Below are 19,905 nucleotides of genomic sequence, written 5' to 3'. Positions count from 1 at the left end.
AGCGTTTCTGACAGGTTCAGTCAAGGGTGGCGTACGTAACCAGTAGCCATCAAGCACACAGAAAAAGTGATTGACCCTTTTCTTTTACCGTTTTGCTTTTTCCAGAAAGAGTTTTTGACCAATCCGACAGGATATCTTCCGTCAGATTTTTTCCTTGAAATCCTGTTTGGACTAAATATTGGTCTAAAAGCACCAATGTTCTTTTGTCATTGTAGACCGAGGAAACAGAAAAAGTGGAAATTCGCAAATCAATATATGCTGTCATTTCCTTAGCAAGAGAACTGTTAAACAAGGCGATCATCCTCCTTCCATGAAAGCATTTCGGAAAAAATACCGCTTGGCTTTGGAGCAGGAAGAGGACACAGCCGCATATTTTCAATATCCATTCTGACATAGTGACGGATTGCGTGTTTCGTGCCATGACCTAACACTTTACGGACAACCTCTGTTGAAACTTTGTCATTCACCATGTTGCTTGCAATTGAAGATCTGAATGCACGGCTTCCATGTCTTTTCTCTGCGATGTTGACATCTGATTTTGCAACCATAATTCCAACTGCTGTATTTATCGCATAGCTATCCAGTGGTTTGTATGGAATCATGGTAGTGAGGAACACATTTTGACAGTTTTGGATTTTCGGGCGTGCAGTCAGGATATAGTCCTGCAATGCGGCTTTTACTTCCGGGAACAGTTCCATTTCCCATAAATCTCCGGTTTTCTGCTGGGTGAAGTGAATCCTGTCATTCTCAAAATCAAGGTTTTCAAAAGACAATGCAGCAATATCACGGGAACGGATACCATAACGGGATAACAATAAAAGAATCGCATAATTTCTGACACCGGCTGCTGTAGTGCAATCCACAGAATCCTCAATAGCAGCAACCTCTTCCTGTGTATACACGGTTGGTTGAGGAGAAAATTTTTTACGATTCACAATTAGCTTGGAAAAGTCTCTTTGAATTTGTCCACTTTCAAACAGATAGCGTAGAAATGGACCAATCCTTTCCCAATAGCGAAGATAGCCGAGCTGCAAAAATGCGGATTGAATCAGTTCTCCGTTTATACTTTGCAAGCTTTGACATCCAAGCATTTCCAAATTTTTTAGAAATCGGCTGCAAATCCACCGCTTGTAATGAAGTGTGGTCTCTTTGTTTCCTTTGTGGCGACAGTGAGAAATGAATGAATCCAAAGCCCTTGAAAGACTGTCCGGTAATTCAACAGGCACGATTTTATCAGCCCATAAGGCTTCTTCACCATCAAGCCCCTGATACAGTCGATTTAGCTTCCCCACGATTACTTTTGCCCGTGAAACTCTGGAATCGCAAACTTTCAGTGTTTCCCTGCAATAGTGAATCAGGATTTCTCCAATCTCCGGCGAATACTCTTCCATGCCGTTAGCGTTCATGTAATTGGTAAACGCCCGAAGAATGAAATCCATGTCCTTAACAGTACTTTCACTGTAGGATGCTGACTTAAAAAGCTCTCGCAAATGAGCTTCTAAGTCGTTAAATTTTGTACAATTCTCCATTTGATAACCTCCTCAATATTTGTTGCCGGGTCGGCACGATTTCATTATAGAGCAGGCATCAAACGGATTATTGTTATTCAAGAAGTTTATTGTAAAAGCACTATTTTTAAGGAGGTTTTATGACTTATCGAATAATGTTACTTGTCGAATTAACCAAACCCCAGGAATTGAAAAAGGAGGATGAGTAACCATGAACCAGAACATTTGTGAACTGGATACAATGATGTTTTTCGATGCGGCGTTGGAGAGCCAGCGCGCTCAGCTGCTCACCGTGATGGCGGATGCCATCAGCGAGTGCCGCACGGCTGCGGATCAGTCTGCGGGACTGAACGAGGATGGCGAGGCGGGGCTGCTCCGTCTGACAGAAATCTGGTGCGCCATGCAGGGTACACCGGGCGTTATCATTTTTGAGGGCAGTCAGGTTCAGCTGCTGGCCAATGTGGTGGCGCAGATTTACGCCCACCTGATTCAGCACCCCTTTCACGACCCGGTGGGGCTGGCCCTCTATGTGGAGCTGCACTACATGACAGCCGCCCTCATGCTGGGGGAATGGTTTGATTAAGGAACCACGCCTGCGCTTTACGGACGAGGAACGGGCTAATCCGGCGTTGGAAAAGCCCATCCGCAAGGCGGACAAGGCCGCCGCCAAAGCGGACAGGGCGCAGGCCAAAATCCCTAAAAAGAAAGTCCGGCAGGTGGAGATTGACCAGGAGACTGGAAAGACCACAACGAAGCTGGTACTGGAGGACAAGAAAAAGCCGCCTTCCAAGCTATCCCATACCTTGCGGGATGCCCCTGCCAATATGGTTGCTGGCAAAATTCATAAGGAAGTCCGGGAGAGTGAGCAGGACAACGTGGGCGTGGAAAGCGCCCACAAGTCTGAGGAAGCGGTGGAAACCGGCGCACGGTTGGTGCGGGAGGGGTATCACAGCCACAAGCTAAAGCCCTACCGCAAAGCAGCCCAGGCCGAGCGTCAGCTGGAAAAGGCCAATGTCAGCGCCCTGTATCAGAAGTCTTTGCAGGAAAATCCCCAGTTTGCCAGCAATCCCCTTTCCCGCTGGCAGCAGAAGCAGACCATCAAAAAGCAGTATGCAGCCGCTAAACACGCCGGTCAGACTGCTGGGAATACTGCCAAAACTGCACAGACCACCGGAAAGGCCGCCCGGACAGTAAAGGAAAAAGCACAGCAGGCAGGTGCATTTGTCATGCGCCATAAAAAGGGGTTTCTGATTGCGGGTGCAATTTTCCTGATCCTCTGTCTGCTGCTCAATACCATGTCCTCCTGCTCCATGATGGCGCAGAGCATCGGTTCCGTGATCTCCGGCACTACCTATCCCTCCGATGACCCGGAAATGCTGGCGGTGGAAGCTGATTATGCGGCCAAGGAAGCTCAGTTGCAGACTGAGATCGACAATATTGAAAGCAGTCACCCCGGTTATGACGAATACCGCTACGACCTGGATATGATCGGCCATGACCCCCATGAGCTGGCGGCCTACCTGTCTGCTGTCTTGCAGGGGTACACCCGTCAGAGCGCCCAGGGAGAGCTGGAGCGTGTATTCTCTGAGCAATATCAGTTGACGCTCACCGAGGAAGTGGAGATACGCTATCGGACAGAAACGAGGACCGGTACGAATACTGTCACTGACCCGGTAACAGGTGAAACCTCCACCGAGACCTATGAATACGAGGTGGAGGTGCCGTATGAGTATTACATCCTGAATGTGACGCTCACGAGCAAGCCTATATCCTCTGTTGCCGCAGAGCTATTGACCCCGGAGCAGATGGAAATGTATCAGGTGTACCGGCAGACGATGGGCAACAAGCCCCTGCTGTTTGGCGGCGGTTCCCCGGATATGGGAAATTCCGAAGATTTGACCGGTGTGGAGTTCGTAAACGGTACACGCCCCGGCAATCCGGCGCTGGTGGAGCTGGCGCAGAGTCAGGTTGGCAATGTGGGCGGCTACCCTTATTGGAGCTGGTATGGCTTTGACAGCCGTGTGGAATGGTGCGCCTGCTTTGTGTCCTGGTGCTATGGGCAGGCAGGCTTATCTGAGCCGCGCTTTGCAGGCTGTCAGTCTCAGGGAGTTCCCTGGTTCCAGTCTCATGGGCAATGGGGCGGGCGCGGATATGAGAACATCGCCCCCGGTGACGCTATCTTTTTCGATTGGGACCTTGATGGTTCTGCTGACCATGTGGGTATCGTCATTGGTACAGATGGCAGCCGGGTTTACACGGTAGAAGGAAATTCCGGTGATGCCTGTAAAATCAAGAGCTATGACCTGAATTACGAATCTATCAAAGGCTATGGCCTGATGAACTGGTAACTGAGTTTTTTGAGAAGGAGTGAATGATAATGGCTATGAACAAAATTGACCGCATTGACCGCGAGATCGAAAAGGTCCGCGAGAAGATTGCGGAGTATCAGGAGAAGTTGAAAACTTTGGAAGCACAGAAAACTGAAGCAGAGAATCTGGAAATCGTCCAGATGGTGCGCGCTATGCGGATGACCCCTGCCCAGCTGAACGCTATGTTGTCCAGCGGCATGGTTCCCGGCAGAGCCGCTGTTTCTGCTGATTACGAAGAACAGGAGGATACCGCCCATGAAGCATAAGTATATTTTCAGAACAATGACCGCACTTTGCGCCGCCCTGTTGATTGTGGGCGGCCTTTCTGTTCCCGCCTATGCACAGACACCGGAGGGACAGGATGCCACTAACGATGACAACGTGATTGTGGAGCAGCCGAAAGAGGATACGCCGCCCCTTACGCCGGAGGGCAACGCCGCCCTGGTGGACGATTACGGCGGCAATAAGCAGCTCATCACCGTCACCACTAAGGCAGGCAATTATTTCTATATCCTCATTGACCGGGCAAATGAGGACAAGGAAACTGCGGTCCACTTTTTGAATCAGGTTGACGAGGCCGACTTGATGGCGCTGATGGAAACCGGCCAGACCACCGAGGAGAAGCCCGCCACCTGTAACTGCACGAAAAAATGTGAAGCCGGTGCAGTCAATACCGCCTGCCCGGTCTGTGCAACCAATCTGAGTGGCTGCATAGGGAAAGCTCCTGAACCGGAGGTGACGGAAGAACCGGAGAAGAAACCTGCGGGCCTGAACCCGGCGCTTTTGATCCTGGTGCTTGCCCTGCTGGGTGGCGGCGGAGCCTTTGCCTACTTTAAGCTGGTGAAAAACAAGCCTAAGACCAAAGGCAATGACAATCTGGACGATTACGACTACGGTGAGGATGAAGCGGACCCGGAGGATGAGGAACCCTGGGAGACCGAGGATTCCGATGAACCGGATGCTGACAGGGGCAGCGATGGAGAAAACGAGGACGAACAGATTTGACCCGTTTCACCGACAGCCCTTTTGAATCTATGATGACACGCAGGCCGGAGGGCGGGAGGAACACTTCCCGTCCTCCCTCTTTATCCCCCGGCCACCCCTGTTATGGCTGTGGGACTTACCGTTATGGCCAGCCGTGTGTAGGCTTCTGCCACCGGCAGCTGACCGGATGGCTCAAAGAAAGGAAAAACGAAAAATGAATGTGTTGAGTATCCTTATTAAAACCATTGCTGTTTTTGATCTGATCATCATTGCTATCTATTTTGGCGGAGACATCTTTTCTACCGTGTTAGGTAAATTTCGGAAAAAGCCTGTGCAGAAGGATGATTTTGAGTTTTACGATGAGGACACCGCAGCTGTCCCATTGTCCATAGATTCCATTCGCCTGCTGTATTCCGGTGATGTGACAGATTTTGTGAAAGAACAGCTCCTTCCCGGAGCAGCAAAGACGATGGATACCCTGGTAGAGAGTGAACGGACAGCAGTTCTCCTTCTGCTTAGCGCCCTGATCGGCTTTCTGAAAGAGGAGGGCCGGATGGATGAACAGAATTTCCCTATGGTGATGGAACTGCTGAACCATGCCAAAGGGACGAAAGAGGACGATGAAAAGGACCCTGTGGATATGCTTCTGGATGAAGAAGCTCGCCATATCCGAAGGGATTATTACAATGACTATCAACGATACCAGCTGATGCAGGTTGATAAAAACCGTGTGATACTGGCCTGCCGTATCATCATCAACGATCTATTGGGGAAATTGTACCGCTATGATTATCGGTTCGGTTATGATCTGCTGTTGACGGAGGAAAACAGTATTGAAAGAAAGCTGTATAACTATGGGCAGGCCGAATGGGAGGACGAAGAATATGAACCATAAACTTGTGATTGCCGAAAAACCATCGGTTGCCCATAGTCTGGCCGCTGTGATCGGTGCCACCGCCCGTAAGGACGGCTATCTGGAGGGAAACGGATGGCGTGTCAGTTGGTGTGTGGGCCATTTGGCTGGGCTGGCCGATGCGGACAGCTATGACCCCAAGTACGCCAAGTGGCGTTATGACGATCTGCCCATCCTGCCGGTAGACTGGCAGATGACGGTGGGCAAGGACAAAAAGAAGCAGTTTGATGTGCTGAAAAAGCTAATGAATGCCCCGGATGTGACCGAGGTAGTGAACGCCTGCGACGCTGGGCGGGAGGGTGAACTGATTTTCCGCAGCGTCTATGAACTGGCAGGCTGCCAAAAGCCTATGAAGCGGCTCTGGATTTCCTCCATGGAGGATTCCGCTATCCGGGAGGGCTTTGCTAACCTGCGCCCCGGTGCAGAGTATGACGGTCTGCGGGATGCGGCCCTCTGCCGCGCCAAGGCGGATTGGCTGGTGGGCATTAACGCCACACGCCTTTTTTCCGTGCTGTACCACCGAACCCTCAACATTGGGCGCGTCATGTCTCCGACACTGGCTCTTATCGTCCAGCGGGAGGCAGAGATCGACGGTTTCAAGCCGGTGCCGTTTTATACGGTGACGTTGGAACTACCCGGTTTCACGGTTGCCGGGGAACGTATGAAGGACAAGGCCGCCGCTGAACAGCTGCAAAGTGCCTGTCAGAGTGCTGTTGCCACGGTCAAACAGGTGGAGCGTAAAGACAAATCGGAAAAGCCGCCTGCCCTCTATGACCTGACTACGCTCCAGCGGGATGCCAACCGGCTGTTGGGATATACCGCTCAGCAGACTTTGGACTATCTACAAAACCTGTATGAAAAGAAGCTCTGCACCTATCCCCGCACGGACAGCCGCTATCTGACTTCGGACATGGCCGAGGGTCTGCCGGTGCTGGTGAATCTGGTTGCTAATGCTATGACCTTCCGAAAAGGAATCGCGATTTCCTGCGATGCCGATGCGGTTATCAACGACAAGAAAGTGACCGACCATCATGCGGTGATCCCCACCCGTAATATCCAAAATGCTGACTTGTCCGGTCTGCCGGTGGGCGAAAGGGCGGTGCTGGAGCTGGTGGCTCTGCGTCTGCTGTGCGCTGTGGCCCAGCCCCATACCTATGCCGAAACTTCTGTCACCGTGGAGTGCGCCGGTGTTGAGTTTTCCGCCAAAGGCAGGACGGTGAAGCATCCCGGCTGGCGGGCGCTGGATGCTGCCTACTGTGCCAATTTGAAGAATACCCCGGAACCGGATAAAGAAACCGAGAGCAAGGCGCTGCCGGAGCTGACCGAAGGCCAGAGTTTGCCCCTGTCCGGTACAGTCGTCAAGGAGGGCAAAACCAGCCCACCCAAGCATTTCACCGAGGATACCCTGCTTTCTGCTATGGAGACTGCCGGGAAAGAGGATATGCCGGAGGATGCCGAGCGTAAGGGGTTGGGAACCCCGGCTACCCGTGCCGGTATTCTGGAAAAGCTGGTGTCTGCGGGCTTTCTGGAACGGAAAAAGAGCAAAAAAATCGTACAGCTCATGCCTTCCCATGATGCGGTATCCCTGATTACCGTGCTGCCGGAGCAGCTACAATCGCCCCTTTTGACCGCCGAGTGGGAGTACCGGCTGGGCGAGATTGAGTGCGGCGAGCTTCCCCCGGAGGACTTCATGGCCGGGATCTCTGCTATGCTCCGTGAGTTAGTGGGAACCTATCAGGTGATAAAAGGCACCGAGTACCTATTCTCCCCGCCCCGTGAAGTAGTGGGCCGCTGTCCGCGCTGCGGCGGTGAGGTTGCAGAAATGCAAAAAGGATTCTTCTGTCAGAACGAAGCTTGCAGATTTGCAATCTGGAAAAATAACAAGTGGTGGGCCGCCAAGAAAAAGCAGCCTACCAAGGTGGTGGTGGCAGCCCTTCTCAAAGATGGCCGCGCACGGCTCACCGGCTGTTATTCCGAAAAGACCGGCAAAACCTACGATGCCACCGTGGTGCTGGAGGACGATGGGCAGTATGTGAGCTTCAGGCTGGAGTTTGACAGGCAGAAAGGCGGTAAACGATGAAGCTCTCCCTCTATGAACAGGAAACCATTATCCTCTACAACCAGGCCGAGGCCACCGCAGAGGTTTACACCCATGATGCCAGATTGCTGGAGAAGCTGCGGCGGCTGTCGGAAAAATACCCGGATCAGATCGTGAAAAAGGACCGGCATACCTTTGTAGTCCCCAAACGCTGCGTATCGGTTCGGGAGCCTTACAGCGCCGAGCGCCGCAAAGCTGCCAGTGAACGGGCAAAGGCTGCCGGATATGCACCGCCCAAACCCAAGGCGAAGAAAGGAGAGTGACAACCATGCCTGATAATAAACCAACCAACCGGGAGCGATTGCGGGAAATCACCGAGGGCATCGAACAGGGTATCAAGGAGCTGTTCGAGAGCGAGAAGTATATACGTTACCTGTCGGTGATGTCCCGTTTCCACCGCTATTCGGTCAACAACACCATGCTCATCTATATGCAGAAGCCGGATGCTACGCTGGTCGCTGGCTTCAACAAGTGGAAAAACCAGTTTGAGCGCCATGTGAAAAAGGGCGAGCATGGTATTACCATCATCGCGCCTACACCCTATAAAAAGAAAATCGAGGAGCAGAAGCTGGACCCGGACACAAAGGCTCCTATTCTGGATAAGGACGGGCGAATTGTCACCGAAGAAAAGGAAATTGAGATTCCGATGTTCCGTCCTGTGAAGGTTTTTGACCTGAGCCAGACGGACGGAAAGCCTTTACCGGAGCTGGCCTCCAATCTGTCGGGGAATGTGCAGAACTTTGAGGTTTTCATGGAAGCCCTGCGGCGCTCTGCCCCGGTTCCCATTGAGTTTGAGCCGATGGATGCCAATATGGACGGCTACTTTTCCTCTGAGCAGCAGCGGATCGCCATTCGCACCGGCATGAGCGAGGTGCAGACGGTTTCCGCAGCTGTCCATGAGACAGCCCATAGCAAGCTCCATAACTACAATCTGCCTGTGGTGAAGGATACCAGCAAGTATCAAGAGGTAGAATTATTTGACCAGCCAGCCCTGTTCTCAAATGGAAGAATTGCGCGCGAAGATCTTCCTGATGGGCTGTTTTGTTATGACCTGCGTGGCTCAGATGATGATCCGGGCTATCCGATTGCCGTAGAGGAAAGGGTTGTTGTGAACCACGCTGCATCCGTTATCACCGCAAAGCCTTTAGAACTGCCAGAAGATGGGCGTATCATGTTTACGGAGGAGTCTGGTCTGAATTTCGTCGGCGGCGAAAAGACCATTCAGCAGTTTTTGCAGGAAAGTAAAAAGGACCGGCACACCGAGGAAGTAGAGGCTGAAAGTATCTCTTATGCGGTTTGCAAATATTATGGCATTGAGACTTCCGAAAACAGCTTTGGCTATATTGCCAGCTGGAGTCAGGGCAAGGAGCTGAAGGAGCTGCGATCCAGTTTGGAGACTATCAGCAAGACTTCCGGGGAGCTGATCTCCGATATTGACCGCCACTATAAGGAAATCTGCAAGGAACGCGGTATTGACCTGACAGCCGAGCAGGAGCGTGTTTCGGAATCGGAAAAAACAGAAGGAAAAGAACCGGCCCTGTCTACATCTAATGTCCAGCAGGAAACACTGACCTATTATGTGGCCGAGTGCATGGAGTTTCCTTCCCTTGGCGAATACCATGAGAATCTTTCTCTCATGGAAGCCGTTGAGCTGTATCAAGCTATTCCGGCAGAGCGAATGAACGGTATCAAAGGGATAGGGTTCGATTTACAGGATGGCAGTGATTACAATGGACAGTTCCCTATCTTAATCGGAAAGACGATTGATGTGGAAACAATCAATGGCATTGACCATTTCCGCAATAGCCCGCTGGTACAGAAAGCGGTATCCGATTTGATAGCGGCTATGCCGGATATGGAAGTTACGCAGGCAGCACCGCCTTTGGCAGAACTGGGAATAGATCAAAAAGTCATGGGAAATGTGGCAGAACTGTTGCAGGTTCAGCCTTCACAGGAATCGGTTGCATTTGATATAAACGGAGAGGAGTTCCTTGCAATTCAGCACTGCGAGAGCGGACATGATTATACAATTTACAGTCCTGATTTTGCGCTATTGGATGGCGGACAGATAGATAACCATTCTTTAGAGCAAGTGACCTACGAACTTCTCATGGAGGAAATTAAGGGAACGGATTTGGTGAGACCATACGATTACGACACGCTGATGGAACAGGTAGAAGCTGCTCAACAGCAACAATTTGAGAAAAATGAGTTAGGCGAAGTACAGAGTCCATCTGTTTCTATGTTACCGGAATCACCAGAGCAGGCATTGGACGAATACCCCATGCCGGACCCGGTGCTGACCCAAGATGATCTGGAGAAATGCGGCTACCTGGACAGCGACCTTTTTCCCCTCTCCAAAGAACGGGCCTACGAGCTGATGGAGCGAGATTTGACCGTGTACATTGTACAGGAGGGCGAAACCCCGGAGATGGCTTTTGATACTATCGACCTGGATGCCCATGACGGTATCTTTGCTGTGTCCCGTGAGGAATGGGAACAAAGCCCGCAGTTCCATGAGAAGGTGCTGGATCGTCAGAAGCATCAGCAGGAACGAGAGCAGGCGTTTCTATCCCATGAGGGAGACTGCTTTGCTATCTATCAAGTGAGCCGGGAGGACCCGCAAAATTTGCGATTCATGAATCTGGATTGGCTGCAATCTCACAGCCTATCCGTAGACCGGAGCAACTACGATCTTATTTACACCGCCCCGCTGAACGGTTCCGGCAGTACAATGGAGCAGTTGGAAAGGCTGTATGAGCAGTTCAATCTGCAAAAGCCGGTGGATTTTCACAGTCCATCTATGAGTGTCAGCGACATCGTTGCCATCAAGCAGGATGGTAAGGTATCCTGTCATTACTGCGATAGTTTTGGTTTTACCGATGTTCCCGGATTTCTGTCGGATAATCCGATGAAAAATGCGGAAATGACCGTGGAGGACGATTATGGCATGATTGACGGTGTTATCAACAACGGTTCCAGGGAGCCGACGGTAGCGCAGTTGGAGCAGCAGGCCCGCAGCGGCCAGCCCATTTCCCTCATGGACTTGGCGGCAGCCACTCATCGGGAGGAACGGGATAAGAAGAAGTCCGTTATGGAGCAACTGAAAAGTCAACCCAGGACGGAACACAAAAAGAAAGCGCCCCAAAAGAGCGCGGAAAGGGAGATTTGATATGGGAAACTTCACCTTTGAGGAAATGAATCTGATGTGTATTTACAATACCGGCAGCCGCACCGGGCTGATTGACAGCCTGAGCGAGATGCGCGGCGAACTTTCGCCGGAAGAAACCGAGCTTTTGGCATTGACCGACAGCACCCTCTCTAAGCTCCGTGCCATGACCGATGATGAATTTGCTGTGCTGGAGCTGTATCCGGACTTTGACGAGTAAGCAGTACACATAAATACCTGATGGGGCGGCCTTTCTGAGCCGCCCTATTTCTATCATTCAAAATGAAGGGAGGACAGAAAACCATGCCAACAAAAGCAGAAATGTATGCGCAGATGGTAGATAAGGTGGCAACACAGCTCACCGGCAGCTGGCAGGAATGGGCGGCTTTTCTTACCACCGCATCCCGTCTTTATAAATACCCGTTCCATGAACAGCTGATGATCTACGCCCAGCGCCCGGATGCCACCGCCTGTGCCGAGTACGACCTGTGGAATGATAAGATGGGCCGGTATGTCCGGCGCGGGTCTAAGGGTATTGCACTGGTGGATGATTCCGGGGACAGACCTCGTTTACGCTATGTGTTCGATATTTCCGATACCGGAACCCGTGAACATTCCCGCACCCCTTGGCTGTGGCAGCTGGAAGAACAGCACATGATTCCGGTGGAGGCCATGCTGGAGCGTACCTATGGGATCGGCGGGGATGATTTCGCCCAGCAGCTCACCGATGTGGCCCGTAAGCTGGCGGATGAATATTGGGCGGAGCATCAGCAGGACTTTTTCTATATCATTGACGGTTCCTTTCTGGAGGAGTACGATGAGTTCAACATCGGAGTACAGTTTAAGGCAGCCGCCACCGTCAGCATCACCTACGCCCTGATGTCCCGCTGTGGACTGGAGCCGGAACGCTACTTTGACCATGAGGATTTCATGGCAATCTTCGATTTCAATACCCCGGCTACTATCGGGGCGCTGGGAACAGCGGTCAGTCAGATCAATCAACAAGTGCTGCGGCAGATTGGCGTCACCGTCCGAAATGCAGAGCGCGAGGCCATGCAAGAAAGGAGCCAATGGGATGAACAACACCTTAACCTACACCAAGAACGGGGATTATCTGATTCCCGACCTGAAGCTGAGCGAACAGCAATCGAAGCCCCTGGGCAAGTACGGCAGGATGCGGAAAGCGTATCTGAAGGAACACCGCCCGATTCTTTACAACCAGCTGCTGATGAGCGAGAAGCTGTACCCGCACCTCATCGAGATCGACGAAACAGCCCAGACCCGTCTGGAACAGATGATGCCCCAGCTGACGAAGGAAGCGGGGGCAACCGAGGAGCTGAAAACCACCGATCCCATGAAGTGGGTGGGCCTGATGAACACCTGCAAAGCGCAGGCCGAGGAGATTCTTCTGGCGGAGCTTATCAACAGCTGACCTTAGACCTGATCCTCTCCGAAGCAGAACAAATCCAAAAGATAGATGAAGCAGAGAATGTTACAAACACATTCCCTGCTTTTTCTTTTGCCCAAAAGGAAATTGACCATGTACTGCGGCTGGGCGGCAACACCGACCATCAGCGAGAGAGGATTGTTGCTGAATCTGAAAAGCAGAAGCCCGTTTCAGAAATTGCCGCTTCTCTGCAAGCGCTCTATCATGGCGGCAATGGTATAACGACCAACACCGGCAGTATCACGGCCTGGTACACCGAGGAGGGCATCCGCCTTTCCCGTGGAAAATCTGCCCGTTACGATAAATCAGCCCAAGTCATCTCTTGGGAGAGTGCCGCTGAGCGCATCGGGGAACTTCTGGAATCCGGCCAGTTTACCACCAATGTGGAGTTGACCGAAGCGGCAGGCTATGAACGATCCCTTCTGGCGTCAAAGCTTTGGAATCTTTACCACGATTTCAGCGATGAGGCCAGGGAAGCAGGGTATCTGAGTAGCCTTGCACAGATTAAAGGAAACGGGTTCCCGGAGGAAACCAAATGGCTGACCGAACAACTGAAAAGCCCTGATTTCAGGCAGACCCTGACCGATGAATATGCCGCCTTTTGGACTGCGTACAACCAGGACCGTGACCTGCTTCGGTTCCATTACCACAGACCAGGAGAGATTTGGGAAAAGCTGAAGGATTTGTCTTTGCCCCGAAAAGAATTTGCAACCGATATGACGGAGGTTCCTTCGGTCAAACATTTTATCACCGAGGACGAGATCGACGCCGCCATGACCGGCGGCAGCGGCTTTGAGGGCGGCAAGGGCCGTATCTTCACATTCTTTCAGGAGTCGCATACGGACAAGGAGAAGGTGGCGTTTCTCCGACAGGAGTACGGTATCGGTGGGCGCTCCCATGCCCTGTCCGGCGCATCCGGGAGTGGAGAGGACCATGACGGAAAGGGACTGCACTACAAGAAAAGAGATTGCCCGGATGTTCATTTCACTTGGGAGAAGGTCTCCAAGCGTATTACCGACCTTATCAAAAAAGACCGCTATCTGACCGCGCAGGAGCAGGCCGAGTACGAGAAAATTCAGGCAGAAAAGGCGCTGGCGGAAGCAGACGCCATCGAAACAGAGAACCAGCCTGCTCAGGCCAGCTGGGAATACAACGCGGTCAAGGAACGCCACCCCGATGATCTGGTGCTTTATCAGGTGGGCGATTTCTTTGAGCTATACGGTGAGGATGCCAAAGCAGCCGCCGCAGAGTTGGAGCTGCATCTGACCACCCGCCCAGTTCCGGGAGCAGGCCGCATAGAAATGTGCGGGATTCCGGCACACCAGCTGGAGCAGTATGTGGAACGGCTGCGGGATAAGCATGATGTGACGATCTCTGCTGTCCCGGAGGGCGGCACCGAACATCAGGAGTATTCCCTGCGCTCCATCGACCATGAGGCAGAGCAGGCCATCAACGCCCACGAAGCCGAATTTGGCGCAGACGGAACCAGAGTTTTCGGAAATGGTGCAGCAGAACCCGTGAAGCCTACCATCCGGGAGCAGTATGAGCAGTACAAGCCCATTGTGATTGCAGCTATTACCGAGGATACGGCCTATCGGAATGCCTGTGGTCATTCTGACCGGGAAAATGCCGTAATTGAGGGCAACGCTGCGGTGCGCCGTGCCATTCTTAATTCCGGTGATATGGAGCTGATCCGGCTGTTTGTCGATGTACCGGAGTTCCGCCAGCGCCTGCACCGGGAGGTCATAGAGGAAACCTACCCCAAATTACATGAGCTTCTGCGACCACTCTCTCAGGATGATATTGACAATGCCATTCGTGCATGGAACGGTGATATTCAGAGCAAACACGCGGTTGTCCGTTACATGAAGGATCATGCGAGGGAAAAGGATACTGCCGCATGGTTGAGCCATGAGTATGGCGGCAGCGACAGCAAGAGCCTGTTTATTGTCCGAACCGGAAGCCCGGAGGAAATGGAGCTGCCGTGGCCGAAAGTCCAGCGCCGTATCGCCCAGCTTATCAAAGAGGACCGTTTCTATACGCAGGCCGAGCAGGATGCTCTGGATGATATAGACCCGGTTGCCATTCGGGAGTCCTTGGCGGAGCGCGGTATCGTGGACGGTCAGGTGGTTGATGCTCAAAAGCTGGACAATGACCCGTTTATCCAGCGGGTGATGGCCGATGTAGAGCAGATTGCTGCCGAGGAAGAAACGCCGGAGCCACGGTTTTTTGTTACAACAACCAGCGACGCATTCCCCGACCCGGAGGATGCGTTTGCTATTTGGGATCAAACGATTCACAACTATTATGCAAGCGGCGATGGAACTGTGCCGGCATTCCCAGATAAAGCAGCCGCGCAGAATTATCTCAATCATCTGATACTCCAAACGCTTAACCCGGATTTGCGGGAGGTGATGACCGGAACCGATGGTCTGCTGGATGCCACAGAAAAAGCAATTATCGCCCAGCACTTCCATGACGGCGAGGATAACGCTCAAATCGCCCATTATCTGGCAGGAGCTTATATTGGCACAGCGGAAACGATGGAGCTGCAGAACGGAGACACCGCAGATTATTTTGTTTCCACCGGTGGTTTTGAAATCAATATCCACGACAAGTTTAACACCATTTTGGGGATGAACTGGCAGGATGCCGCCGCTGTTTTGCGCGCTCTGTATGAACTGGAACAGGACGGCTTTTCTCATAGAACCTATACCACTGAGCCGGTAACAGTCTATCCGGGTGATAAGAACAATCTGCCTTATGGTGTGGTCGTGGAACGCCTACACATTGAGGAACCGGAACCGCCTGCACCGGAGCCGGAGAAAACTCTGGATGAAGTTTTGGACGAACATCCCATTTCGATTCAGGTCAACGGCGAGTGGCAGACCTTTCCCAATGCCGCCGCTGCCGAGGATGCCGCTTATGAGGAATACAAGACCAATGTTCGCCGAAACGCGCAGAATTTCCATATTACCGACGACCATTTGGGTGAGGGCGGCCCGAAAGTCAAGTTTCAGGCAAACATCAACGCCATTCAGCTTTTGAAGGAGCTGGAGGCTACCGGTCAGCAGGCCAGCCCGGAACAGCAGCAGGTGCTTTCCCGCTATGTGGGCTGGGGCGGTCTGCCGGATGCCTTTGAACCCTCTAAAGAAAGCTGGAGCAAGGAATATGCCCAGCTGAAGGAATTGCTGACCCCGGAGGAGTACGCCGCCGCCAGAGGTTCCACCCTCAACGCCCATTACACCAGCCCTACGGTGATCCAGGCTATCTATGAGGCCGTAGGCCGCATGGGATTTGAGACTGGCAACATTTTGGAACCGTCCTGCGGTGTGGGTAATTTCTTTGGGATGCTACCGGAGCGTATGGCAGGAAGCAAGCTGTATGGTGTGGAGCTGGACCCCATCACCGGACGGATCGCAGAACAGCTTTACCCCAAGGCCAATATCACAGTTGCAGGCTTTGAGACCACGGACCGCCGGGATTTTTACGATCTGGCGGTGGGCAATGTTCCTTTCGGTCAGTATCAGGTCAACGACAAAGCCTATAACAAGCTGGGCTTCAACATCCACAACTATTTCTTTGCAAAATCCTTAGATCAGGTGCGTCCCGGTGGTGTGGTAGCCTTTGTTACCAGCCGCTATACGATGGATGCCAAGGATTCTACCGTGCGCCGGTATCTGGCTCAGCGCGCCGAGCTGCTGGGAGCCATTCGACTACCCAACAATGCGTTCAAGGCCAATGCCGGAACCGAAGTGGTTTCTGACATTATCTTTTTGCAAAAGAGAGACCGTCCGCTGGACATTACACCGGAATGGACGCAGACCGGTCAGACGGAAGATGGGTTTGCCATCAATCGCTATTTCCTCGACCACCCTGAAATGGTGCTGGGCAGACAGGAACCGGAAAGCACCGCTCATGGCATAGACTACACCGTAAACCCCATTGAGGGCTTGGAACTGTCCGACCAGCTGCACGATGCTGTAAAGTATATTCGTGGCACCTATCAGGAGGCTGCGCTGCCGGAGCTGGGCGAGGGCGAAGCCATCGACACCTCTATCCCCGCTGACCCCGATGTAAAAAACTACTCCTATACTGTGGTGGACGGCGAAGTGTACTTCCGGGAAAACAGCCGCATGGTGCGGCCTGATCTCAATGCCACCGCCGAAGTCCGTGTAAAAGGCATGGTCGGTCTGCGGGATTGTGTTCAGGATCTCATTGACCTTCAGATGGATGCTGCCATTCCAGACAGCGCCATCCGAGAGAAACAGTCGGAGCTTAACCAGCTTTATGATAATTTCTCTGCCAGGTATGGCCTTATCAATGACCGTGCTAACCGTCTGGCCTTTGCCGATGATTCCAGCTACTATCTGCTGTGCGCGCTGGAAATCATTGACGAGGAAGGAAAGCTGGAGCGCAAGGCGGATATGTTCACCAAGCGCACCATCAAACCCCATGAGGCTGTGACCTCCGTGGACACGGCAAGTGAAGCCCTGGCTGTCTCTATTGCGGAAAAAGCCCATGTGGATATGGCGTACATGGAACAGCTGACCGGCAAGACCGGGGACGAGCTGGCCGCTGAGCTTCGCGGCGTTATTTTCCGTCTGCCCGGTCCTGTACCTGAGGGGGAACGCCCTCATTATGTGACTGCCGATGAATACCTTTCCGGCAATGTGCGCCGAAAGCTGCGGCAGGCACAGCGGGCGGCAGAAAAAGACCCCGCCTTTGCGGTCAATGTGGAGGCGTTGGAAAAGGCTCAGCCCAAGGATCTGGATGCTTCGGAGATTGAGGTTCGCCTGGGCGCTACCTGGATCGACAAAGAGTACATCCAGCAGTTTATGTATGAGACCTTTAACACCCCGTTTTATCTCCAGCGCAGTATTGAGGTCAATTACACACCCTATACCGCTGAGTGGCAAGTCACCGGCAAAAGCTCCGTTTCTTACAACGATGTAGCTGCCTATACCACTTATGGTACAGACCGGGCCAACGCCTATCGGCTGCTGGAAGATGCGCTGAACCTCCGTGATGTTCGTATCTATGACACGGTGGAGGATGCAGACGGCAGAGAGCGCCGGGTGCTGAATGCCAAGGAGACCACCTTGGCAGCGCAGAAGCAGCAGGCGATCCGGGATGCCTTTCGGGATTGGATTTGGAAGGACCCGGAACGGCGGCAGACGCTGGTGCGCCAGTACAATGAAGAAATGAACTCCACCCGGCCCCGTGAATACGATGGCAGCCATATCAGATTTGGAGGAATGAACCCGGCCATCACCCTGCGGGAGCATCAGCTGGGCGCTATTGCCCATATCCTCTACGGCGGCAATACGCTGCTGGCGCACGAAGTGGGTGCGGGAAAGACGTTCGAGATGGTGGCCGCCGCTATGGAATCCAAGCGGCTGGGGCTGTGCCAGAAGTCCCTTTTTGTCGTGCCGAACCACCTGACCGAGCAATGGGCATCGGAGTTTTTGCGGCTTTACCCATCCGCCAATATCCTTGTGACCACCAAAAAAGACTTTGAGACCCATAACCGTAAGAAGTTCTGCGCCCGTATCGCCACCGGAGATTATGACGCTATCATCATTGGACACAGCCAGTTTGAGCGTATTCCCATCAGCCGGGAACGCCAGGAACGGCTCCTCTACGAGCAAATCGACGAGATTACAGATGGAATCGCAGAGGTGGAAGCCAGCGGTGGGGAGCGTTTTACCGTCAAGCAGTTGGAACGCACCCGAAAATCCTTGGAAGCCAGACTGGAAAAGCTTCAGGCAGAGGGACGCAAGGACGATGTTGTGACCTTTGAGCAGCTGGGTGTAGACCGACTGTTTATCGACGAGGCACACAATTACAAAAACCTGTTTTTATACACCAAGATGCGGAATGTGGCGGGGCTTTCTACCACCGATGCGCAGAAATCATCGGATATGTTCGCCAAGTGCCGCTACATGGATGAGATTACCGGCAGCCGGGGCGTTGTCTTTGCCACTGGAACCCCTGTCAGCAACAGTATGACCGAGCTTTACACCATGCAGCGGTATCTTCAGTATGACCGTCTGCAAGAGTTGAGCATGACCCATTTTGACTGCTGGGCCAGCCGTTTCGGGGAAACCGTCACGGCGCTGGAGCTGGCACCGGAAGGCACCGGCTACCGGGCGCGAACAAGGTTTTCCAAGTTCTTTAACCTGCCGGAGCTGATGAACCTATTCAAAGAGGTAGCGGACATCAAGACTGCCGATCAGCTGAACCTTCCTACACCGGAGGTGGAGTACCACAATATCGTAGCCCAGCCTACCGAACACCAGCAGGAGATGGTAAAAGCCCTTTCGGAGCGAGCATCCGCAGTACACAGCGGATCGGTTGACCCATCCGTGGACAATATGCTCAAGATCACTTCGGATGGCCGCAAGCTGGGGCTGGACCAGCGGATCATCAACCAGCTGTTCCCGGACGAACCCGGAACCAAGGTCAACCAATGTGTAGATAATATCCTGCAAATCTGGCGGGATGGCGAGGCGGATAAGCTGACCCAGCTGGTTTTCTGCGACATCTCCACGCCCCAGGCAGCCCCGTCCAAAAAGGCGGCCAAAGCGCTGGATAACCCCACCCTTCATGCGCTGGAGGAAGCTGTGCCGCTATCGGAGCCGGAACGGGCCTTTACGGTCTATGAGGACATCCGACAAAAATTGATTACCCAGGGGGTGCCCGCCGACCAGATTGCTTTCATCCATGAGGCCAATACCGAAGTAAGGAAAAAAGAGCTGTTTGCCAAAGTCCGTACCGGACAGGTGCGCGTCCTGCTGGGCAGCACCGCAAAGATGGGCGCTGGCACCAATGTGCAGGACCGCCTTGTGGCGCTCCATGATTTGGATTGCCGTGCGACACGTTCCTAACTGAAAAGGTTAGGCGTAAAGCACAAGAAATATGATTCTGCGGATTGAAAGGAGTCGCAGGACTACGCTTTATAGAACTGATAATTCGATAGGTAGAATGACGGGGTAACGCCCTGAAATGCCTACCCTGATACTCCGACAGGCGGCAGAAATGCGGTCTGAAGCTCGGTAAAGTCGGCAGAGAGCTACCGTAAATGTGGCTGCGACGCAGCACAAACGAAAGGTCTCCAGAGGTGGAGGCTGTAGCCTATATGCCGGGGGTCTACAAATCATATATGGTGAGAATGACAGAAATGTCTGACGAACTTGCGAATGTACGGGTCTAAACCGAGGAGCGTATAGAAATGTGCGCCGGTCTGAAAAATGGCAGTCAGTGAGGTTTAGTAGAAATGGCAGTTACGAACCACCTTACAGCGTTACAGGCGTTGTCAAGCTGGCAGGCTCAGAGCAAGCACCTAAGTATGAATATGAACAGATAGAATTATCGGAACGTGGGAAGCAGCATAACGCATTTATGCGGTGGTGAC

Annotated in this window: 14 protein-coding genes and 1 pseudogene; 12 read left to right on the top strand and 3 right to left on the bottom strand. The window is 52.7% G+C overall.

Annotation, left to right across the window (positions count from 1 at the left end):
• Nucleotides 1-49: 49 nt before the first annotated feature.
• Together GKG43_RS16295 and GKG43_RS16290 are read right to left on the bottom strand one after the other, a co-directional pair.
• Nucleotides 50-292, bottom strand: coding sequence for a hypothetical protein (locus GKG43_RS16295; protein ID WP_129879360.1), 243 nt, complete (start codon nt 290-292; stop codon nt 50-52).
• Nucleotides 285-1,529, bottom strand: coding sequence for a tyrosine-type recombinase/integrase (locus GKG43_RS16290; RefSeq protein ID WP_129879358.1), 1,245 nt, complete (start codon nt 1,527-1,529; stop codon nt 285-287). The genes GKG43_RS16295 and GKG43_RS16290 overlap by 8 nt, the downstream gene beginning before the upstream one ends.
• Nucleotides 1,530-1,719: 190 nt before the next feature.
• Here GKG43_RS16290 and GKG43_RS16285 point away from each other — a divergent pair, with 190 nt between their 5' ends.
• The 10 genes and pseudogenes from GKG43_RS16285 (at nt 1,720) to GKG43_RS16240 (ending at nt 11,261) form a co-directional block, all read left to right on the top strand.
• On the top strand, nt 1,720-2,091 hold the full coding sequence (locus GKG43_RS16285) for a DUF3851 family protein (protein ID WP_002587411.1): 372 nt from the start codon (nt 1,720-1,722) through the stop codon (nt 2,089-2,091).
• The gene (locus tag GKG43_RS16280; protein WP_087153692.1) at nt 2,084-3,856 is read left to right on the top strand and encodes a CHAP domain-containing protein; all 1,773 of its coding nucleotides are present in this window, start codon (nt 2,084-2,086) and stop codon (nt 3,854-3,856) included. Before GKG43_RS16285 ends, GKG43_RS16280 begins: the two co-directional genes overlap by 8 nt.
• 29 nt (nt 3,857-3,885) lie before the next feature.
• Complete coding sequence (locus GKG43_RS16275) at nt 3,886-4,143, top strand: DUF4315 family protein (RefSeq protein WP_002587413.1); 258 nt, start codon at nt 3,886-3,888, stop codon at nt 4,141-4,143.
• On the top strand, nt 4,133-4,882 hold the full coding sequence (locus GKG43_RS16270; RefSeq protein WP_002587414.1) for a DUF4366 domain-containing protein: 750 nt from the start codon (nt 4,133-4,135) through the stop codon (nt 4,880-4,882). The genes GKG43_RS16275 and GKG43_RS16270 overlap by 11 nt, the downstream gene beginning before the upstream one ends.
• Nucleotides 4,879-5,079 carry a hypothetical protein gene (locus GKG43_RS23420; RefSeq protein ID WP_038273697.1) on the top strand — a complete coding sequence of 67 codons (201 nt, stop codon included), beginning with the start codon at nt 4,879-4,881 and terminating at the stop codon, nt 5,077-5,079. The genes GKG43_RS16270 and GKG43_RS23420 overlap by 4 nt, the downstream gene beginning before the upstream one ends.
• Nucleotides 5,076-5,756 (top strand): hypothetical protein, encoded by a 681-nt coding sequence (locus tag GKG43_RS16260; RefSeq protein WP_002587415.1) that lies wholly within the window; start codon nt 5,076-5,078, stop codon nt 5,754-5,756. The genes GKG43_RS23420 and GKG43_RS16260 overlap by 4 nt, the downstream gene beginning before the upstream one ends.
• Nucleotides 5,746-7,854 (top strand): type IA DNA topoisomerase, encoded by a 2,109-nt coding sequence (locus tag GKG43_RS16255; RefSeq protein ID WP_002587416.1) that lies wholly within the window; start codon nt 5,746-5,748, stop codon nt 7,852-7,854. Before GKG43_RS16260 ends, GKG43_RS16255 begins: the two co-directional genes overlap by 11 nt.
• Nucleotides 7,851-8,135 (top strand): hypothetical protein, encoded by a 285-nt coding sequence (locus tag GKG43_RS16250; RefSeq protein ID WP_002587417.1) that lies wholly within the window; start codon nt 7,851-7,853, stop codon nt 8,133-8,135. The genes GKG43_RS16255 and GKG43_RS16250 overlap by 4 nt, the downstream gene beginning before the upstream one ends.
• A pseudogene (locus GKG43_RS16245) lies at nt 8,123-11,044 on the top strand (LPD28 domain-containing protein); the annotation flags it as partial. The gene GKG43_RS16250 and the pseudogene GKG43_RS16245, both read left to right, overlap by 13 nt.
• Nucleotide 11,045: 1 nt before the next feature.
• Nucleotides 11,046-11,261 (top strand): transposon-transfer assisting family protein, encoded by a 216-nt coding sequence (locus GKG43_RS16240; protein ID WP_002587419.1) that lies wholly within the window; start codon nt 11,046-11,048, stop codon nt 11,259-11,261.
• 350 nt (nt 11,262-11,611) lie between these two features.
• Here GKG43_RS16240 and GKG43_RS23415 read toward each other — a convergent pair whose 3' ends face one another.
• Nucleotides 11,612-11,962, bottom strand: coding sequence for a hypothetical protein (locus GKG43_RS23415; RefSeq protein WP_242955586.1), 351 nt, complete (start codon nt 11,960-11,962; stop codon nt 11,612-11,614).
• A 154-nt stretch (nt 11,963-12,116) separates the two neighbouring features.
• On the opposite strand from GKG43_RS23415, the gene GKG43_RS23410 reads away from it, so the two are divergent.
• Together GKG43_RS23410 and GKG43_RS16230 are read left to right on the top strand one after the other, a co-directional pair.
• Nucleotides 12,117-12,473: a TnpV protein gene (locus GKG43_RS23410; protein ID WP_242828263.1), complete on the top strand. Its 357-nt coding sequence runs from the start codon at nt 12,117-12,119 to the stop codon at nt 12,471-12,473.
• A complete protein-coding gene (locus tag GKG43_RS16230) occupies nt 12,401-19,378 on the top strand; it encodes an SNF2-related protein (protein WP_347562076.1) in 6,978 nt (2,325 codons plus the stop codon). The genes GKG43_RS23410 and GKG43_RS16230 overlap by 73 nt, the downstream gene beginning before the upstream one ends.
• Nucleotides 19,379-19,905 lie beyond the last annotated feature (527 nt).

Origin of the sequence: Eubacterium sp. BIOML-A2 (genome assembly GCF_009680135.1) — a bacterium.
Classification (GTDB): Bacteria; Bacillota; Clostridia; order Lachnospirales; family Lachnospiraceae; genus Faecalicatena; species Faecalicatena contortus_B.
The sequence above is the reverse complement of the archived record's forward strand: the minus strand, read 5'-3'. Positions and strand labels throughout refer to the sequence as shown.

What these genes read in the sequence shown, in the direction of transcription:
- GKG43_RS16290 (WP_129879358.1), bottom strand. Translation starts at nt 1,529, where the DNA reads ATGGAGAATTGTACAAAATTTAACGACTTAGAAGCTCATTTGCGAGAG.
- GKG43_RS16285 (WP_002587411.1), top strand. Translation starts at nt 1,720, where the DNA reads ATGAACCAGAACATTTGTGAACTGGATACAATGATGTTTTTCGATGCG.
- GKG43_RS16275 (WP_002587413.1), top strand. Translation starts at nt 3,886, where the DNA reads ATGGCTATGAACAAAATTGACCGCATTGACCGCGAGATCGAAAAGGTC.
- GKG43_RS16270 (WP_002587414.1), top strand. Translation starts at nt 4,133, where the DNA reads ATGAAGCATAAGTATATTTTCAGAACAATGACCGCACTTTGCGCCGCC.
- GKG43_RS16260 (WP_002587415.1), top strand. Translation starts at nt 5,076, where the DNA reads ATGAATGTGTTGAGTATCCTTATTAAAACCATTGCTGTTTTTGATCTG.
- GKG43_RS16255 (WP_002587416.1), top strand. Translation starts at nt 5,746, where the DNA reads ATGAACCATAAACTTGTGATTGCCGAAAAACCATCGGTTGCCCATAGT.
- GKG43_RS16250 (WP_002587417.1), top strand. Translation starts at nt 7,851, where the DNA reads ATGAAGCTCTCCCTCTATGAACAGGAAACCATTATCCTCTACAACCAG.
- GKG43_RS16240 (WP_002587419.1), top strand. Translation starts at nt 11,046, where the DNA reads ATGGGAAACTTCACCTTTGAGGAAATGAATCTGATGTGTATTTACAAT.
- GKG43_RS23415 (WP_242955586.1), bottom strand. Translation starts at nt 11,962, where the DNA reads ATGGTCAAAGTAGCGTTCCGGCTCCAGTCCACAGCGGGACATCAGGGC.
- GKG43_RS23410 (WP_242828263.1), top strand. Translation starts at nt 12,117, where the DNA reads ATGAACAACACCTTAACCTACACCAAGAACGGGGATTATCTGATTCCC.